The sequence below is a fragment of the Arthrobacter sp. Cr_A7 genome (assembly GCF_029222765.1).
Classification (GTDB): domain Bacteria; phylum Actinomycetota; class Actinomycetes; order Actinomycetales; family Micrococcaceae; genus Arthrobacter.
The window spans coordinates 1-15,284 of record NZ_JARHXQ010000179.1; the positions used below are offsets into that span (position 1 = coordinate 1).

18 protein-coding genes are annotated in these 15,284 nt (G+C 67.1%); 9 read left to right on the forward strand and 9 right to left on the reverse strand.

Annotated elements, in window-relative coordinates:
- The coding region (locus tag P2Q66_RS10895) for a molybdopterin dinucleotide binding domain-containing protein (RefSeq protein ID WP_275727967.1) at positions 1-873 on the forward strand (873 nt) is incomplete at its 5' end.
- 105 nt (positions 874-978) lie between these two features.
- Here the strand turns inward: P2Q66_RS10895 and P2Q66_RS10900 are convergent.
- The gene (locus P2Q66_RS10900; RefSeq protein ID WP_079599079.1) at positions 979-1,308 is read right to left on the reverse strand and encodes a DUF6457 domain-containing protein; all 330 of its coding nucleotides are present in this window, start codon (positions 1,306-1,308) and stop codon (positions 979-981) included.
- Between the two features lie 165 nt (positions 1,309-1,473).
- Between P2Q66_RS10900 and P2Q66_RS10905 the strand changes: the two genes are divergently transcribed.
- From P2Q66_RS10905 to P2Q66_RS10920, 4 genes are all read left to right on the forward strand, one after another.
- On the forward strand, positions 1,474-1,824 hold the full coding sequence (locus tag P2Q66_RS10905) for a GNAT family N-acetyltransferase (protein ID WP_275727970.1): 351 nt from the start codon (positions 1,474-1,476) through the stop codon (positions 1,822-1,824).
- A 232-nt stretch (positions 1,825-2,056) separates the two neighbouring features.
- Positions 2,057-2,962, forward strand: a complete 906-nt coding sequence (locus P2Q66_RS10910; RefSeq protein ID WP_275727972.1) for a serine hydrolase — start codon at positions 2,057-2,059, stop codon at positions 2,960-2,962.
- A gap of 55 nt (positions 2,963-3,017) precedes the next feature.
- A complete protein-coding gene (locus P2Q66_RS10915) occupies positions 3,018-4,379 on the forward strand; it encodes an MFS transporter (protein ID WP_275727973.1) in 1,362 nt (453 codons plus the stop codon).
- Positions 4,380-4,434: 55 nt separating this feature from the next.
- On the forward strand, positions 4,435-4,650 hold the full coding sequence (locus P2Q66_RS10920) for a hypothetical protein (protein WP_079599076.1): 216 nt from the start codon (positions 4,435-4,437) through the stop codon (positions 4,648-4,650).
- Positions 4,651-4,784: 134 nt separating this feature from the next.
- On the opposite strand, the gene P2Q66_RS10925 is transcribed toward P2Q66_RS10920, so the two are convergent.
- The 6 genes from P2Q66_RS10925 to P2Q66_RS10950 form a co-directional block, all read right to left on the reverse strand.
- Positions 4,785-5,537, reverse strand: coding sequence for a metalloregulator ArsR/SmtB family transcription factor (locus P2Q66_RS10925; protein ID WP_079599075.1), 753 nt, complete (start codon positions 5,535-5,537; stop codon positions 4,785-4,787).
- A gap of 42 nt (positions 5,538-5,579) precedes the next feature.
- Positions 5,580-6,815 (reverse strand): mechanosensitive ion channel domain-containing protein, encoded by a 1,236-nt coding sequence (locus tag P2Q66_RS10930; RefSeq protein WP_275727976.1) that lies wholly within the window; start codon positions 6,813-6,815, stop codon positions 5,580-5,582.
- Positions 6,816-6,970: 155 nt separating this feature from the next.
- Complete coding sequence (locus P2Q66_RS10935; protein WP_275727978.1) at positions 6,971-7,837, reverse strand: hypothetical protein; 867 nt, start codon at positions 7,835-7,837, stop codon at positions 6,971-6,973.
- Entirely contained in the window at positions 7,834-8,382 is a 549-nt protein-coding gene (locus P2Q66_RS10940) for a sigma-70 family RNA polymerase sigma factor (RefSeq protein WP_275727982.1), read from the reverse strand. Before P2Q66_RS10940 ends, P2Q66_RS10935 begins: the two co-directional genes overlap by 4 nt.
- A 100-nt stretch (positions 8,383-8,482) precedes the next feature.
- The gene (locus tag P2Q66_RS10945; RefSeq protein WP_275727984.1) at positions 8,483-9,169 is read right to left on the reverse strand and encodes a hypothetical protein; all 687 of its coding nucleotides are present in this window, start codon (positions 9,167-9,169) and stop codon (positions 8,483-8,485) included.
- A 164-nt stretch (positions 9,170-9,333) separates the two neighbouring features.
- Positions 9,334-10,566: an MFS transporter gene (locus P2Q66_RS10950; RefSeq protein ID WP_275727986.1), complete on the reverse strand. Its 1,233-nt coding sequence runs from the start codon at positions 10,564-10,566 to the stop codon at positions 9,334-9,336.
- A 270-nt stretch (positions 10,567-10,836) separates the two neighbouring features.
- Here P2Q66_RS10950 and P2Q66_RS10955 point away from each other — a divergent pair, with 270 nt between their 5' ends.
- From P2Q66_RS10955 to P2Q66_RS10965, 3 genes are all read left to right on the forward strand, one after another.
- The gene (locus P2Q66_RS10955) at positions 10,837-11,769 is read left to right on the forward strand and encodes a 2-hydroxyacid dehydrogenase (protein WP_275727987.1); all 933 of its coding nucleotides are present in this window, start codon (positions 10,837-10,839) and stop codon (positions 11,767-11,769) included.
- Between the two features lie 102 nt (positions 11,770-11,871).
- The gene (locus P2Q66_RS10960; RefSeq protein ID WP_275727990.1) at positions 11,872-12,339 is read left to right on the forward strand and encodes an SRPBCC family protein; all 468 of its coding nucleotides are present in this window, start codon (positions 11,872-11,874) and stop codon (positions 12,337-12,339) included.
- 8 nt (positions 12,340-12,347) lie between these two features.
- The gene (locus P2Q66_RS10965) at positions 12,348-12,692 is read left to right on the forward strand and encodes a DUF1801 domain-containing protein (protein WP_275727994.1); all 345 of its coding nucleotides are present in this window, start codon (positions 12,348-12,350) and stop codon (positions 12,690-12,692) included.
- Positions 12,693-12,795: 103 nt separating this feature from the next.
- Here the strand turns inward: P2Q66_RS10965 and P2Q66_RS10970 are convergent, their stop codons facing one another.
- Both P2Q66_RS10970 and P2Q66_RS10975 read right to left on the reverse strand, forming a co-directional pair.
- Positions 12,796-14,055, reverse strand: a complete 1,260-nt coding sequence (locus P2Q66_RS10970) for an MFS transporter (RefSeq protein ID WP_115524290.1) — start codon at positions 14,053-14,055, stop codon at positions 12,796-12,798.
- The gene (locus tag P2Q66_RS10975; RefSeq protein ID WP_115524291.1) at positions 14,052-14,510 is read right to left on the reverse strand and encodes a MarR family transcriptional regulator; all 459 of its coding nucleotides are present in this window, start codon (positions 14,508-14,510) and stop codon (positions 14,052-14,054) included. Before P2Q66_RS10975 ends, P2Q66_RS10970 begins: the two co-directional genes overlap by 4 nt.
- A gap of 147 nt (positions 14,511-14,657) precedes the next feature.
- Here P2Q66_RS10975 and P2Q66_RS10980 point away from each other — a divergent pair, with 147 nt between their 5' ends.
- Positions 14,658-14,924 carry a hypothetical protein gene (locus tag P2Q66_RS10980; RefSeq protein ID WP_275727998.1) on the forward strand — a complete coding sequence of 89 codons (267 nt, stop codon included), beginning with the start codon at positions 14,658-14,660 and terminating at the stop codon, positions 14,922-14,924.
- Positions 14,925-15,284 lie beyond the last annotated feature (360 nt).

Below are 15,284 nucleotides of genomic sequence, written 5' to 3' on the forward strand. Positions count from 1 at the left end.
GAAGCAGCGATGGAAAAGACCGAGTTGTCGGTCCAGATCTCCACGAAGCTCAACCACTCACATGGCGTGACCGGGGCGGAGGCACTGATCCTGCCCACGCTGGGCCGGACGGAAATCGACCGGCAGGAATCCGGACCGCAGTTCGTCTCGGTGGAGGACACGGTCTGTGCCGTGCACGCCTCGCACGGCACCGTGGAACCCGTGGCGCCGGGGCTGCTGTCCGAGGTGGCCATCGTCTGCCGGCTTGCCGCGGCCACGCTGGGGGACCGGACGTCGGCGGACTGGGCCGGATTCGAAAAGGACTACGACCTGATCCGGGACCACATCTCCCACGTGGTGAACGGGTGCGAGGACTACAACCGGAAGATCCGGCAGGAGGGCGGGTTCGTCCTGCCCAACGGGCCCCGCGACTCCCGCACGTTCAACACACCCACCGGCAAGGCCATCCTCACGGTCAATGAGCTGGAGCATGTGGAACGGCCCGCGGGAACCCTGATCCTGCAGACCATGCGCTCGCACGACCAGTTCAACACCACCATCTACGGCCACAACGACAGGTACCGCGGCATCAAGAAGGGCCGTGAAGTGGTGTTCGTGAACCCCGCGGACCTCACCGAGCTGGGCTTTGAGGACGGGCAGCACGTGGACATCCACGGGGTGTATTCGGACGGTGTTGACCGGGTGCTGCGGAACTACCGGGTGGTCTCCTACCCGTCCGCCAGGGGATGCGCCGCGGCGTATTATCCTGAGGCCAACGTCCTGGTCCCACTGGAAAGCGTGGCGGAGGGAAGCCAGACGCCGGCGTCGAAGGCCGTCATCGTCCGGCTCGAGCGCGTGCTTGTCCTGGAAGAGGAGCCGACGGCGGCGGGCTGAGCCGGAAGCTCTGTCGTCCCTTGGTGCAGGAGCCATAACTCCCCGCCTGATGGACTTTTCCCCGTGGCGTCCAGCGGGGATTTGTCCATAAGGCGGGGATTCCTGTTACTGCGCCGTGTCCGCCCAGCCCCGGCTGGCAGGACCGCCGTTGGGGCCGTCGTCGCACAGCTGGAAGGCCACCCGGGCAGCCTTCTCCACGGCAGCGGATGAGGCTTCCCTGGTACCCGCGCTGCCCGTCCCGGCATCCAGCCCGGCTGCGTAGCCCACCAGGAACGTGGTGACCGGCGCCGCGGCGTGGATTACGGAGTCCGCGGACTTCCGGGCCAGGTCCAGGAGCAGTTCGTGGTCCACGTCCATGTCCAGGATCTGCAGTGCCTGGGCCAGCCGGTTGCTCCACTGGTCCAGGACCTGTGCTTCGTCGTCGTTGACTGCCATGTTCTCTCCTTCGTCACGGGCCCGGCGGCATAAAAGACATCTTGCCCACCGGGATTCGATATCCAGTGCCCACGACCCTACAAGGCCTGGGAGCCCACGTCAGCAGAAATAGTCCAGGGCTGTTCCGGGTTATCCTGTGCAAGGGCCGCTACAAAGGAGAAGCCATTGAGTGAAATTACCGTCCGCCACAACGCGGAGCGCCAGCGCTTCGAGATCCTCGATGCCGGAAACGTGATCGGCAAGGCGGCGTACAAGGAGTACGACGGCGGCGGCTCACCACAGCGGATTTTCTACCACACGGTGGTCAACGAGGAATACGGCGGCCAGGGCCTGGCGGGCCAGCTGGCCACGGTCGCCCTGGATGACACCGTGGCGGCAGGCGAGGGCATCGTTCCCGTCTGCCCGTTCATCAAGAAGTTCCTCACCAAGCACCCGGAGTACGCCGGCAGCACCGTCCGGGTCGCCCCGGCCCACCTGGAGTTCCTGGACGCGGCACTCTCGGCGCGCACCCGCTGACGGTTTTCGGCGCGCATCCCGGTTTTCGACCCGCGAATTCCGCTGCGCACCCTGTATCTCGGGCGCGCACGGTAATCTGCGCGGCGACATGTGGTTTCCGTGTCGCCCTTAAGAGGACGCGGCATCCGGCGGCCTCTCAGGAGCCTCCCAATCTCGGATGATTTAATCAGCATCTGTGTGCACTGGGGCGCGCGGTAAGCTGACCGATTTTTGAGTTGTGACAGGAGCACTCATGCCCGTGCACCCAGTGGAGCCCCAGGCTGTGCCGGAAATACGTACCGCCCGCCGCGGACGCAGGAAGCTTGTGCTGCTGTTGTGTGCCGTTGCGCTGGTCATCGTTGCCACCGTGGTCCTTGCCGTGGTTCGCTCGCAACCCTCTGCGAGTACTTCCGTCCCGGTTCCCACGGTCGCGGCGTCGCCCGTGGCCCAGGCACCGGACTCCCTCCGGGACAACGTCGAGTCCATCCTCGAGGAGGCCGGGGACTACCGGATCGGGCTGGCACTGGCCGACGTCTCCGGTGATGCCGCCCTGGCGTTCGGTGACAGCGACGTTTTCGCGGCTGCCAGCACCGCGAAGATCATCACCGCTGCGGCCTACTACCACCTGGTGGAAACGGGGGAAGCAAGCCTCGACGAACCCCTGGGCGACTACGACGCCGCCTTCCAGATGGAAGCCATGGTGAACCAGAGCAACAACGACTCATGGCTGCTGCTGATGGACGCCGTGGGCTACCCGCGCCTCATCGACTACGCCGCGTCCATCGGTGTCACCTACGACCCGGAACAGAATCTCCTGACCCCGGCCGACATGGCACTGGTCCTCAAGCAGCTGTACGCCGGGGACCTGCTCAACGAGGACAACACCGCCGAGCTCCTCAGCTACATGCAGGACACCAACAATGACGACCTCATCCCCGCAGGCTCCCGGGCCGGGATCGATGTGCACCACAAGTACGGGGAGATCGGCGGGGAACTCCACGACGCCGCGCTCCTGACGTACCGCGGCTCCACCTTCGCGCTGGTGATCTACACCGAGAACCCCGAAGGCACCGAAGAGCCCGAACAGGCAGACGCCATCCGCGATCTCACCCGGGTAGTGGAGGACGCCCTGTTCCCGCTGACGCCGGCCGGAAAGTAGCCGCGCCGGGTCATCAAAGTCGCCGGTGGGCAGCGTCGTGCACCAGACTGTTTCCGTGAGCAACAAACCCCGGACTGGCCTGGCCGTCGCCGGACTCAGCCTGGGCACGGCACTGAACCCCTTGAACTCCTCGATGATCGCCGTGGCGCTGGTGGTCCTCCGCGCCGACTTTGGGCTCGACGTTGCCGCGGTCACCTGGGTGGTCACCTCCTTCTACCTCGCCTCCGCCGCGGGCCAGCCGGTGATGGGCAGGCTCGCCGACCGGTTCGGGCCCCGGCGGATGTTCATGCTCGGTATGGCGCTGGTGGCCCTCACCTGCGCGCTCGCCCAGCTGGCCCCGAACTTTGCCCTGCTCTGCGTGGCGCGGGCGGTGATGGCGCTGGGAACGGCCACCGCGTATCCCAGTGCCGTGGTGATGGTGGGTGCCATTGCCCACCGCGCCGGGGTGGAGGCGGCCCGTCCGCTGGGACGGCTCCAGATGGCCAACACGTCGGCAGCCGCCGTCGGGCCCGTCGTCGGCGGACTGCTCGTAAGCCTGGTGGGCTGGGAGGCGCTCTTCCTCATCAACGTCCCGCTCGCGCTGGCCGCGCTGCTCATCGTGCGGCAGGCGGCCCCGCCGGACGAAGCCCGCGAACAGGGGAGCGTTGCGGACCTGCTGCGGGACTCTGACATTCCCGGGATCCTGGCGTTCGTCGCCGCACTCCTGCTGGTGATGATGGCCGCGCTCAACGTCGCACCGGACTACCGCTGGTGGATGCTGGCCGCTGGCACCGGAATTGCCGTGCTGTTCGCCTGGCGGGAGCTGCGGTTCAACCGGCCGTTCCTGGACCTGCGGCTGCTGGGGCGGAACAGGCCGCTGATGCTGGTGTACCTGGGCTTCGCGGTCTTCAGCAGCGTCTACTACTTTGTGTTCTTCGGCCTGCCCCAGCTGCTGCAGGAAGCCGGCGGCTATAACCCCGGCGTGGTGGGCCTGCTGATGCTACCGCTCGCCGCCATGTCCGTGGTGGCCACGCCGTGGGCCGTCCGCGCGATGGGACGGTTCGGCGTGCGGCGCGTGCTGCTCGCCGGCGTCGTCCTGCTGACCGCGGTGGCCGCCCTGATGTGGCTGTTGACCGGGTCGCTGGCCATCCCGCTGGTGGTGGTGCTGACCGCGCTGATGGGGATCCCGTACGGAACGGTGGGCATCGCCTCCAACCAGGGCATGTTCGTCTCCACGAGGCCGCAGGAGCGCGGCGTGGCGGCGGGCATTTACCAGACCTGCCGGTACGTCGGTGCCATCACGGCCACCGTGATGATCGGCGTCTTTGCCAGCGGCGGCGTGGACCAGGGAAGCTGGGCGCGGATGGTCCTGGCCATGCTGGTCCTGTGCGTTGTGACGCTTGGCGTGAGCCTGCTGTGGCGGCAGCACGAACAGTAGCTTCATCGTCCGGCAGCCCCGGACAGGGGGCAGCCGGCGGGTTTATCGTGGAGGTATGGGCAACCCGAAGGTGCAGCTGTACCTCGATATCACCGCGAAAGGCCTGTGCCTGCTGGGCGTGGCGCTGATGATCTTTGGCCAGGGCGGCTGGTTCTACGTGGGCGTCGCCACGGTGGTGCTGGGTGTGCTGTTCATCGGCGGCTCGCTGGTGGCCACCCGCAACCTGCGGCACCGGGGTTGGGACGGCCGGAACCGGCCGTCAGCCGGATAGCCGCCCGCCCCCGTCCCAGCTGTTAGGCCTGGCCTCGAAAACACCTCATCGATTGCTCCGCAAACGCCGTTTTGACACCCCCAAACGGCAATTACGGAGCAATCGATGGGGATTGCGAATCGGGGGCTCCGGAGTCAGGTGTACATCAGCGAGCCGGGCGTGGTCAGCTTCTCGCCGGTTTCGAGCCAGGTCTTGAGGCCGGAGAGGATCATGGGCCAGCCACCGTAGAGCTGCTCGTTGGCGCCTTCGCGGAGGTCGCTGTGGGTGACGGTGAGGCGGCAGGAGTCGCCCACGGGTTCGATGTCCCAGGTGATTTTCGATGTGCCTTCGGCCTTGACGTCCTCACCCCACAGAGCGCGCATGGTCTGGACGAGCCGGCGCGGCGGGTCCACTTCCAGGTTTTCGCCTTCGCCCAGGGGTGCGCCGGCCTTGACGTTGTTCATGGTGAAGCTGCTGCCCGGGGTCCAGTCCGTTTCGATGGTGTTCCCGAACTGGTACTTGCTGCGGATGTTGCTGTCCGTGATGGCTTCCCAGAGCCGTTCCGGAGTGGTCTTGATGTAGATTTCGAAGATCTTTTCCATGGGACTTTCCAATCTGGATTTGAGGTCGCTGAGGCCAGCGGCCCATGGTTCTGCGTATTTGCTGACCCAGCGGTCGTGGACCAGCCGGATGGGTACCGGGTTCAGGAAGTGCAGTTTTTCCCGCCCCCGACGGCGGGTCACCACCAGGCCTGCATCCTCCAGAAGGCGGAGGTGCTTGGCGATCCCGAACCGGGTCATGTCGAAACGTGCTTCGAGCGCACTCAGGGTCTGGCCGTCCTCGCGGAACAGCTCATCGAGCAGGTCCCGGCGGGTGGGGTCGGAGAGTGCCTTGAACACGTCATCCATGCTTCCCATGATAGGTGACCATATAGTCACATATCAAGGGTTTCAGTTTCTGGATGCCAGGTTCTTGTCCCGGTCTTCAAACACCTCGTCGCCGGGGCCTGTGAAGGCGCGGGAACGCTCCACGGCCTCGATGGAGCCGGTGAAGAGCTGGGATTCGTGGGGGTCGGCGGGCGGCCGGGCACCGCTGGCGGCGGGCGAACCCAGCCCGCGCAGGGGTGCCTTGCGCTGGACGGAGGCGCCGGCGTCGGACGCTGCGTGTTCCCAGCGCTGGTGGGGCAGGGCCTGCGGGTGGCCCTGCTGCAGGAAGGTGACCATGGCCTCGCGGATGAGGCAGCGCAGGTCGAAGAGTGCGGCGCTGTCCGCGGCGCTGACCAGAATCCGGACCCGGACGAAGCCGCCGGTGGCGTCGGTGATCTGCAGGACGCCCACGCGCTCGTCCCACAGTTCCGTGCCGGCCAGGACGCGGCGCAGCTCGGCACGCATGTCCTCCACGGGGGCACGCCAGTCGAGGTCAAACTCCACGGTGCCCATCACCTCGGACTGCCGGCGGGTCCAGTTCTCGAACGGGGTGGTGGTGAAGTACGTCGAGGGCAGGATCAGGCGGCGGTCGTCCCAGATGTGGACCACCACGTAGGTGAGGGTGATTTCCTCGATCCGGCCCCATTCCTTCTGCACTACCACCACGTCGTCCACGCGGATGGCGTCCGTAAAGGCGAGCTGCATCCCGGCGAACACGTTCACCAGCGACGTCTGGGCGGCCAGGCCTGCGACGATCGAGATGACGCCGGCGGACGCGAGCAAGCCGGCACCCAGCGCCTGGATGGCCGGGAACGTCAGCATGACCGAGCCGGCGGCGAGCACCACCACCAGGGCCGCCCCGATCCGCCGCGTCAGGATCATCTGCGTGCGCAGCCGCCGGGCTCGCCGGTTATCCGCTACGTCCACGCTGTGCCGGTTCAGCACCACAGCTTCCACGATCAGCAGCACGGCAATGGCCAGCCAGGCGAGCGAACCGATGAGGGCTATCAGCAGCAGATGGTCGACGGCGGCATGCCAGGTTTCGGCGGAGGCCGTCAGCCCCAGCGCTGCGCGGACGCCGATCAGGCACAGCGCCAGCCGCAGGGGCTGGCGCGCCACCCGTGATGTGGCCTGCAGTTCGGGGCGGTTGCGGTTCAGCCGGAGGACCAGCTTGCGCAGCAGCCAGGACAGAACCAGTCCTGCGGCCACCGCCAGGGTCACGGCGATGAAGGGCATGGCGGGATGAAGTAGGTCTAGCATCCTTTAACGTCTACCAAGACGCTGCGCAGTGCTGAAATTTGCGGCGGCGGTGGCGTGTCCGCCCGATTCGACGGTTCCCTGCGCCGTTGATGTTGCCGGACATCGAGTGTGCGGGGATCCGTCTAAACGGGAAGCGAATCGGGCCATCGCGCGGATCAGCGGGCTGCCGTCCTCTTGCCAGCACCCGCTGCTTGGTCAGCCGGGTTGGGCGCGCCCTGCCCGTTAACCACTGCCTTTCCAGCCTTGCCCGCTTCCGTTGGGCCGGCCGGTGGCTGCCCTGCCCACGGCGGCATCGCGGCCGGGCGGGAGGCAGGCGGCCCGGCCGATTCCTTCCCGCTGTGTGGAACCGCGGCAGGAGCCCCCGGCCCGCCATCGGCAGGCGATGCCCACTCCGGGACACGTGGTGCCCCAGCCGGGTCTTGCCCGTTGCCCGCAGGCGGTTCCTTGGCAGGAGCCGGGGCCGAATCAGGAGCAGGTGCCGCCGCCGGGACAGCGGGAACGGTCACCACGGATGCCGCCGTTACAGCAGGAGAAGGGACGACGGCGGGTGTCGGGCCGGGTGCCCCGGATGGGACCGCTGGTGCCGGCGATGCCGGGGCAGGAGGGGAGAACGAGCGGACAATGGTGCTGATGGTCCCTTCAGCCCCGCGCCGCAGGGTGTCATTCCCGGCCGCGGCGCCGCCGGCGATCCCCAGCGAAGCTGCCACGGCAAGCGTGGTGAAGGCAACCCGCTTTTTCCTGGACCTGCGGGACCAGTCCTCGAGGCTGACCACGGCACTTGGGTTCACGCTGGCGGGACTCCCGTCCGACGCCACCGGCCAGCCCATCAGCGCGGCGACCTCGGGCGACGGGGGCGGGACTTCGGTAACCCGGAACTCCCTCAGCCGGAGCAACATCTGCCGCAGCCCGGCGTCGGCCGCCACGTCAGACTCCGCAAGCAGTTCATCCACACAGCGCTCGTCGTCGAGCCGGCGCTCCTGCTGCTTCCTGTCTTTGCTGGCTACAGGCTCGTTACTGGTCATGACTGCTCTTCTCTCAACGAGGGACGGAGTTTCCGGAGCCGGCAAAGGGCCCGGCGCTGCAGCTGCTTGATGGCTCCGGGAGTCTTGCCCATGATTTCCGCGGTTGCTTCGACGGACAGGTCCGCGACGATCCTCAGCGCGATGACCTCCTGCTGGTCGTGCTGCAGGGTCCCGAGCAGTGCCATCACCTGCGCCGAACCTTCCGCCTCCAGCAACTGGTCCTCAGCCGAATCGCAGCACCGCGGATCGGCGTCGGCGTCGTAGCCGGTGGTGGGCGGGGCCTTGAGCCGGCGCCGGTGCTCGTCCACGTAGCGGGCGTGGGCGATGGAAAAAACCAGGGACTTGATTCCTTTCAGCCCGCCCCGTACGCCCGGAAGCTGGGGGTAAAGGGCCAGGAAGACCTCCTGCGTCATGCCTTCCGGATCTTCCACGTCGCGTGCCCGCAGGTAGTTGAGGATTGCAGGCGAGAACTCGCGGTAGGCATCACAAAAGATGCCCTGGTCGGCCTGACCGGGCGTCGCTGCCTCATGTTTGACCTTGTGCATCCGCCCCCCTGCGGCAGATGCCCTTGCGGGCACCGTGGGGATGGCTCCGGGCCGGGACAAGCAATTTGTCCCGGCGCCGGATGCCGTTCCTGCTGACAGGCTACCGCTGTCCGCCGCCGGGGTGGGCGGCGGAGTTCTTGGCTGCGTTGTTGGACTGCTGTCCAGCGCCGTTGGAGCCTGCTGCCGGCCCTTGGCGCTGGTCCTTTGCCGGCTGTTCCTTCACCTGCTGCTGTTCCACCGGCTCTTCGACGGCATCGCCCTCAGGGGTTTCTCCGGTGCCGTCCGCCTCGTCCTCCGGAGCGGAAACAGTGGCGCAGTACGAGACGATGCCGCTCTCACCGCCGGCAGCCTCCGCCAATGCTGCGTACGCGGTGGAGGTGGAGTTCAGGCCGCCGTTGGAGTAGGCGTTGCAGAGGCCCACCGCTGCCGGGCCAGTGGCGTCGGGTCCCACTGGAACAGAGGCGGGAGACTCATCCGGCTCCTCAGTCTCTGTGGGGGACGGGCTCGGCGAAGCCGTTTCAGTTTCTGTCGGAGTAGGCTCCGGGGACTCTGTTTCGGTGGCTGTGGGGCTGGGCTCCGGAGAGTCGGTTTCGGTTGCCGTGGGGCTGGGCTCCGGAGACTCCGTTTCCGTCACTGTGGGGCTCGGCGACGGTGATTCGGCCATCACCCCGGGACTGTCGGAGTGCGATTCTGCGATAGCCGCGACACCCGTACCGCCCACCACCAGAGCGCCTGCGGCGAGCACGGTTGCAGCGAGCTTGTTGCCGGAATATGTAAAGAAAGACATCTGATCCTCCGTTGACGAATTTTATGGATTGCGATCAACTTGCGGTTTTCCCCCCGCACTTTCTGAATCGAAATTCGGGTCATAAAGGTTACGGGTTGACGAGAATCTTTTGACTAATCTGTCACTTCTTCGGTGAAGACGTTCCGCCTGGAGCTGTGCCTGGGTTAGTTCACCGGCTCCTTCACGGGCCGCGGCTCCAGCCAGACCCGCTCCCGCGGACCCGGCGGGTACGCGTACTTCTTGCCCGCCAGGGTGATCACCAGCGCGGCGACAACCGGCAAGGCAGCCGCAACGGGGACCAGCAGCGCCCCGCCCGTCACAAGCGCAGCCGAGCCGTACAGTGCACCGATGGTGATGCCCAGCTGGATGGTGAGCACGGTGAGGCCGTTGGCTGCCTCCCGGTATTCCCCGCCCGCACGCAGGATGGCCGACTGGTTGTAGATGCCGATCGCGCCCAGGCCCGCACCCCAGACCGTCATCAGCGCCAGCGCCACCGGAAGGTTGCCCACTGCCAGCGGCAACAGGAACATCGACAGGGCGATGGCCGCCGTCGTGATCAGCAACGAACGGCGCGGATGCGAATCCACCGTGAGGCCCGCCACCCAGATGCCCAGCAGGCCGGAGGCGCCCAGCACCGTGAGGGAGAGGCTGATGGCGTAGTCGGGCAGCGCCGCTTCGCGGATGAACGGCGCAATGTAGGTGAACAGTGCGAAGTGGGCCAGGACCAGCAGCGGCCACGCGATGGCCACCGACTTCACGCCCGGTTCGGCGATGGCGCGGCGAAGCGACGGGCGGACGGCGTCGGAAATGCGCTGCACCCGCGGCAGGAGGAAAAACGCCAGGACCGTCAGGAGCAGCCCGAAACCGGCAAGCACCAGGAACGCCGCACGCCAGCCGAGCAACCCGCCCAGTGCCGTACCCACCGGCGCGCCGATGGCCAGGCCCAGGCTGTTGCCGCTGAACACGATCGCCAGGGCCTTGCCCACCTTGTTCGGCGGGACCACCCTGGTGACGAACGGGGCCATGGTGGTCCACAGCAGCCCGTGCGCCAGCCCGCCCACCAGCCGGGCGACGATCGCCGTCGTGAAGTCCGGTGCAAGCCCCACCCAGGCGTTGCTTGCCGCGAACGTCAGGACAAGGCTGACCAGCAGTGCATGCCGGGGAATGCGCGCCAGCAGCCGCGCGGCCGGAACCACGGTCACCACAATGACGGCGGCATATGCGGCCGCCAGGTAACCGGCAACCGGCTCGGACACGTTCAGGCCGGCGCTGATCTGCGGCAGCAGCCCGGACGGGAGGAGTTCGGTGGTGATGGCGGTGAAGGCGATGGTGGCCAAAACAACCATCGCGGCGTACGGGAAACGGGCAGGCGCCGGCGCGGAAATCGCGGAAGACATGGGGAAGGAATCCATTCAAGGGGGAGGGTTGGAACGCCGCTCGCTGGCCGGACAATTCCTCCCTTAAATTTACAGGATCGGAGGGCCTGTCACACACATGACAAGCCCTCCCCGCGTCCGCAGAGTGGGCAAGGCAACCGTCCCCCGCAGGGCACAAAGTACGTTTGGTAGCGGAAGTAATTGCCGGTGGCGAAAAGGCCCGGCTTCGCAGCCAAGGGAAGGCGACATGGACGTTTTTGGACCCGCACTGGACATGATTGTGGTGGCGGCGTGACCGGCCGGCTGCGGGTGTGCCTGCCCGACCAGAAGCTGCTGGACGCGCTGGAGCCCATGGACGGCGTCGACTTTGTCCTCTGGGACCTCTCCGGCCCGGCACCCGAGGGCCGGCTCGACCTGCTGGTTCCGGGCTATATGGGGAAGACGGCGGCGCTGGCCGCGCTTGAGGGCGTGGACGTCGGGCTGGTCCAGAGCCAGTCGATCGGGTACGACGGCGTCGCGGACGTCCTGCCGGACGGTTGCGTTTTCGCCAACGCGGCGGGGGTCCACGAGACATCGACGGCGGAGCTTGCGTTGGGCATGATGATCGCCAGCCAGCGGGGAATCCCGGACTTCGTCCGGAACCAGGCCAGCGGCACCTGGGATAACACCCAGCGGCCCAGCCTGGCCGACCGGCGCGTGCTGCTCGTGGGTTACGGGGGAGTGGGCAAGGCCATCGAGGCGCGGCTGCTGCCCTTCGAAGCCGAGGTGACGCGGATGGCCAGCCGGGAGCGCGAAGACTCCAACGGGACGATTCACGGGATCGATGCGCTGTACGAGCAGCTGCCGCTCCACGAGATTGTGGTGGTCAGCGTTCCCTTGAGCGAAGAGACCCAGCAGCTGGTGGACGCGAAGTTCCTGGCCGCAATGCCGGACGGCGCCCTGCTGGTAAACGTGGCCCGCGGGCCGGTGGCTGACACCGAGGCGCTGCTGGCCGAAACCTCCACCGGCCGGCTCCGCGCAGCCCTGGACGTCACGGACCCGGAACCGCTGCCCGCCGGCCACCCGCTGTGGACCACACCCGGCGTCCTGATCACCCCGCACGTGGGCGGTGCCAGCTCGGCGATGTTCCCGCGGATGGTCCGGCTTATCCGGAAACAGATCGGGCTGCTGCTTGAGGGCAAGGAGCCGGTGAACGTGGTGCTGGGGGGAACGTCCTCCAGCTGACAGCAACGCGGAGTCACTCCTTGCCCAAACTTGAGTGATTATTGGGCGAAAAGTGACTCGCGTTGCCTGTTCAGGGGTGGCCCCGGCTCCTAAGCTGGGGCCATGTCCACTTATGAAGTCCGCCGCAGCGCGGTCATTCCTGCCTCTGCCGAAGAGATTTTTCCGCTGGTCAACAGCTTCCACGAGTGGACGGCCTGGTCCCCCTGGGAGAACGTGGACCCGGGCATGAGCCGGCGCTACTTCGGCGCCGACTCCGGGGTTGGGGCGGGCTACGAATGGAGCGGCAACCGCAAGGCCGGAAGCGGAACCATGGAGATCGTGGAGTCCGTGCCGTCACGCGAGATCAAGGTCCGGCTGCAGTTCACCAAACCCTTCAAAGCGCTGAACCCCACGTCGTTCACCTTCACTCCGGCGCCCGGCGGCACGGAAGTCACATGGCGGATGACCGGCGAGAACAAGGGCCCGGCCAAGCTGTTCGCCCTCTTCATGAACATGGACAAGCTGGTGGGCTCGGACTTCGAACGCGGGCTCAAATCCCTGTCCTCCGCAGTGGCCGCCAAAAAGAGCTGAGCCTGGCCGTGGGCGTCGTTGACGATGCGCTGGCAGACCTGCCCGAGCCGGACCGAGGCTGCCTGCAGCACGTGGTGGGCATCGCCCGGGCGGTGGCTCCGGACACTACGGAGGGGATGAGTTACGGCATGCCTGCCCTGAAGCTGGACGGGAAGCCCCTGGTGGGAGTGGTTGCCGCCGCCAAGCACCTCTCGATCTTCCCGTTCTCGCCCGCCGTCGTGGAGGCGGTTGCACACCGGCTCGAGGGTTTCTCCCTGTCCAATGGAACCATCCGCTTCACGGCCGCCCATCCCTTGCCGGACGACGTCGTGGAGGAAATCGTCCGGCTGCGGACGGCGGAGATCAGGAAGTAGTTAACGTTCGACGGCGGCACACGCCACCTAGGGCACCTCGCCTAAGGTGCCGTGAGGGCGGACGTCCGGCCGCCGTCGTCGTACGTTCCTTGGATGGCGGGCCTTAGACGGCGGGCTCGCGCTTCCCCTTGAACGCGACGCGGAGGGCGCCGCGGAAGGTCAGCCGGCTCCTCCGGCTGACCACGATGACGGCGGCCAGCCCGGTGAGCAGGACCACGACGCCGCCGAACGCTACGGCCCAGCGCGCCCCGAATTCACTGCCGATCCAGCCCATCAGGGGCGCGCCCACGGCGGTTCCGCCCTGCAGGATGGCAAGGTACAGGGCCAGCACGCGGCCGCGGAACTGTGGTTCCACCGAGAGCTGGATGCTGGTGTTGCAGCTGTTGAGGAACGTGATGGACGCCAGGCCCACCGGAATCAGCACGGCGGCGTAGAGCCAGAACGACGGCGAGACGCTGCCCAGCACCGTGAAGGCACCGAGGCCCAGCGCGCCGCCCAGGAGGAAGCGCAGCCGCGGGCCGGCCCGCCGCGCCGCGAGGAGGGCGCCGGCCAGGGTGCCGACGGCCATGATGGAGCCGAGGAGGCCGAACTCGCCAGCCCCGACGCCGAATTCCGTGGTGGCCATCAGCGCGTTGGTGATGGGGAAGTTCATGCCGAACGCACCCAGGATGCCCACCAGGACCATGATCAGCATCAGGTCGGGGCGGCCCCGCACGTAGTTGATGCCCTCGGCCACCTGGTGTTTGCCGCGCCCGGCCTGGGCGGCGGGAGCCAGTTCGGAGGTCCGGATGAGGAACAGCGAGATGATGACGGCGGCGTAGCTGGCCGCGTTGAGCAGGAAGACCGGGCCGGTGCCCACCCAGGCGATGAGGACGCCGGCGATGGCAGGGCCGGTGAGCCGGGCGGTGTTGAAGGACGCGGAGTTCAGCGCGACGGCGTTGGAGATGTTGTCCTGTCCCACCAGTTCGGAGACGAAGGCCTGCCGCGCCGGGGCATCGATGGCGCTGGCGATGCCCAGGCAGAGGGCGGCCAGGTACGCGTGCCACAGCTCGGCGGTGCCGGTGACCACCAGGAGCCCGATCGCCAGCCCGGTCAGGCCCATGGCCAGCTGGGTCCAGAGCAGGATGATGCGTTTGCGGTAACGGTCGGCCAGCACGCCGCCGTAGGGGCCAAGCAGCAGCATGGGCAGGAACTGCAGGCCGGTGGTGATACCGACGGCGGCACCGTCGTGGTTGGTGAGGACGGTCAGGACCAGCCAGTCCTGGGCGATCCGCTGCATCCAGGTGCCGATGTTGGACACCAGTGCGCCGCCGGCCCAGATCCGGTAGTTGCGGTTTTCGAGGGCGCGGAACATGGCGCTCATCGGCCGCTCATCTCCTGCATGATGTGCGCGGCGCGGCTGAGGATGGCCCGGTCTTCCTCGCTGAGGCGTGCCACGCGCTGGGCCAGCCAGGCGGTCCGCTGGCTGCGGGCTTCGGCCAGGACGTCCTTGCCGGCGGCAGTGATGTCCACCTGGACCTGGCGGCCGTCGTCCGGATGCGCGGACCGGGTGACAAAGCCCTGGTCGGCGAGGGCGTTGACGATGCGGGTCATGGACGGGGCCTGCACGTGCTCGCTCTCGGCCAATGCGCGCAAGGTCCTGGGGCCGTCGCTGTTCAGGACGGCCAGCACGGTGTATTGGCCGGGGGTGATGACTTCACCTGTTGCCTCAACGCGGAGCCGGCGGGATGTGCGCATCACGGCGGTGCGGAGGTCGATGGCCAGGGTGTCCGGCGTGACGGGTTCTGCTGGCGGATTCTTCGTTGTGGTGGCGGTCATGGGTGCGGGTGCGCCTCCTGGCGATAATGCTTAGCACTGCTAATTAGTTCTGCTAACGATTATGCTCCCGCGGTGGCGGGTCGGCAACCGGTTCCGGGGTAATGCGATGTACGCGACACTGGAAGACCCGAACGAAAGCAGGACTCCTTGATCACTCTCAAGCAGGACGCGGACGGCTTCATCCGCATGAGCCGGCACTATCCCGCCGGCGTCCGCATCAGGATCGAGTTCACCGATGGCAGCGCCGGTGAGTTCTCCGGCCGCACCCTCAACGAGGCCTACGACGCCGCGCTCGCGGAATTCCGTGCGGGGAACAACCTCGACGCAAAGGGCTATGACCGGACGCCGGCTGCCCGGAAAGCCTCGGGCAACAGGATCGATTTCGTACCCGTGCATCCCGGGCTGGGGGAGTAGGCGCAGCAGGCCCGCCTGCTGTGCTGCAGCACACAGAAGTTAATAACGACGGCGTGTGGCCGCCAGGGTGGGCCTGCGGGCCGTCCCGCCCCGTCATTCCGCGGGTTTCAAGCTCCCGGGGCGGCGATTTGCGGTGGGGTTGTGGGGCGTGTATTGTTTTCTGAGTCGCCGCCGCTGATGCGGAAAGATAGCGGCCAACCCCCCTTGATGAACGGCCTGAAAATGGTTCGCTTTTGAGCGTGCCGGTTTTGGGTGGGGCTGGTTTGTGGGAGCTGGGAATCGCGGAAACGCTGGTTTGCAAAGCTTCCGGGGATCGGGTAAGTTTGGAAAGTTGCTCCGGAGCGAGCCGCGGCCTTGAAA

Coding starts and splice junctions, on each gene's coding strand:
- P2Q66_RS10920 (WP_079599076.1), top strand. CDS start 4,435: ATGGGCAACCCGAAGGTGCAGCTGTACCTCGATATCACCGCGAAAGGC.
- P2Q66_RS10940 (WP_275727982.1), bottom strand. CDS start 8,382: ATGCACAAGGTCAAACATGAGGCAGCGACGCCCGGTCAGGCCGACCAG.
- P2Q66_RS10960 (WP_275727990.1), top strand. CDS start 11,872: ATGTCCACTTATGAAGTCCGCCGCAGCGCGGTCATTCCTGCCTCTGCC.
- P2Q66_RS10900 (WP_079599079.1), bottom strand. CDS start 1,308: ATGGCAGTCAACGACGACGAAGCACAGGTCCTGGACCAGTGGAGCAAC.
- P2Q66_RS10975 (WP_115524291.1), bottom strand. CDS start 14,510: ATGACCGCCACCACAACGAAGAATCCGCCAGCAGAACCCGTCACGCCG.
- P2Q66_RS10950 (WP_275727986.1), bottom strand. CDS start 10,566: ATGTCTTCCGCGATTTCCGCGCCGGCGCCTGCCCGTTTCCCGTACGCC.
- P2Q66_RS10945 (WP_275727984.1), bottom strand. CDS start 9,169: ATGTCTTTCTTTACATATTCCGGCAACAAGCTCGCTGCAACCGTGCTC.
- P2Q66_RS10930 (WP_275727976.1), bottom strand. CDS start 6,815: ATGCTAGACCTACTTCATCCCGCCATGCCCTTCATCGCCGTGACCCTG.
- P2Q66_RS10910 (WP_275727972.1), top strand. CDS start 2,057: ATGCCCGTGCACCCAGTGGAGCCCCAGGCTGTGCCGGAAATACGTACC.
- P2Q66_RS10925 (WP_079599075.1), bottom strand. CDS start 5,537: ATGGATGACGTGTTCAAGGCACTCTCCGACCCCACCCGCCGGGACCTG.
- P2Q66_RS10935 (WP_275727978.1), bottom strand. CDS start 7,837: ATGACCAGTAACGAGCCTGTAGCCAGCAAAGACAGGAAGCAGCAGGAG.
- P2Q66_RS10970 (WP_115524290.1), bottom strand. CDS start 14,055: ATGAGCGCCATGTTCCGCGCCCTCGAAAACCGCAACTACCGGATCTGG.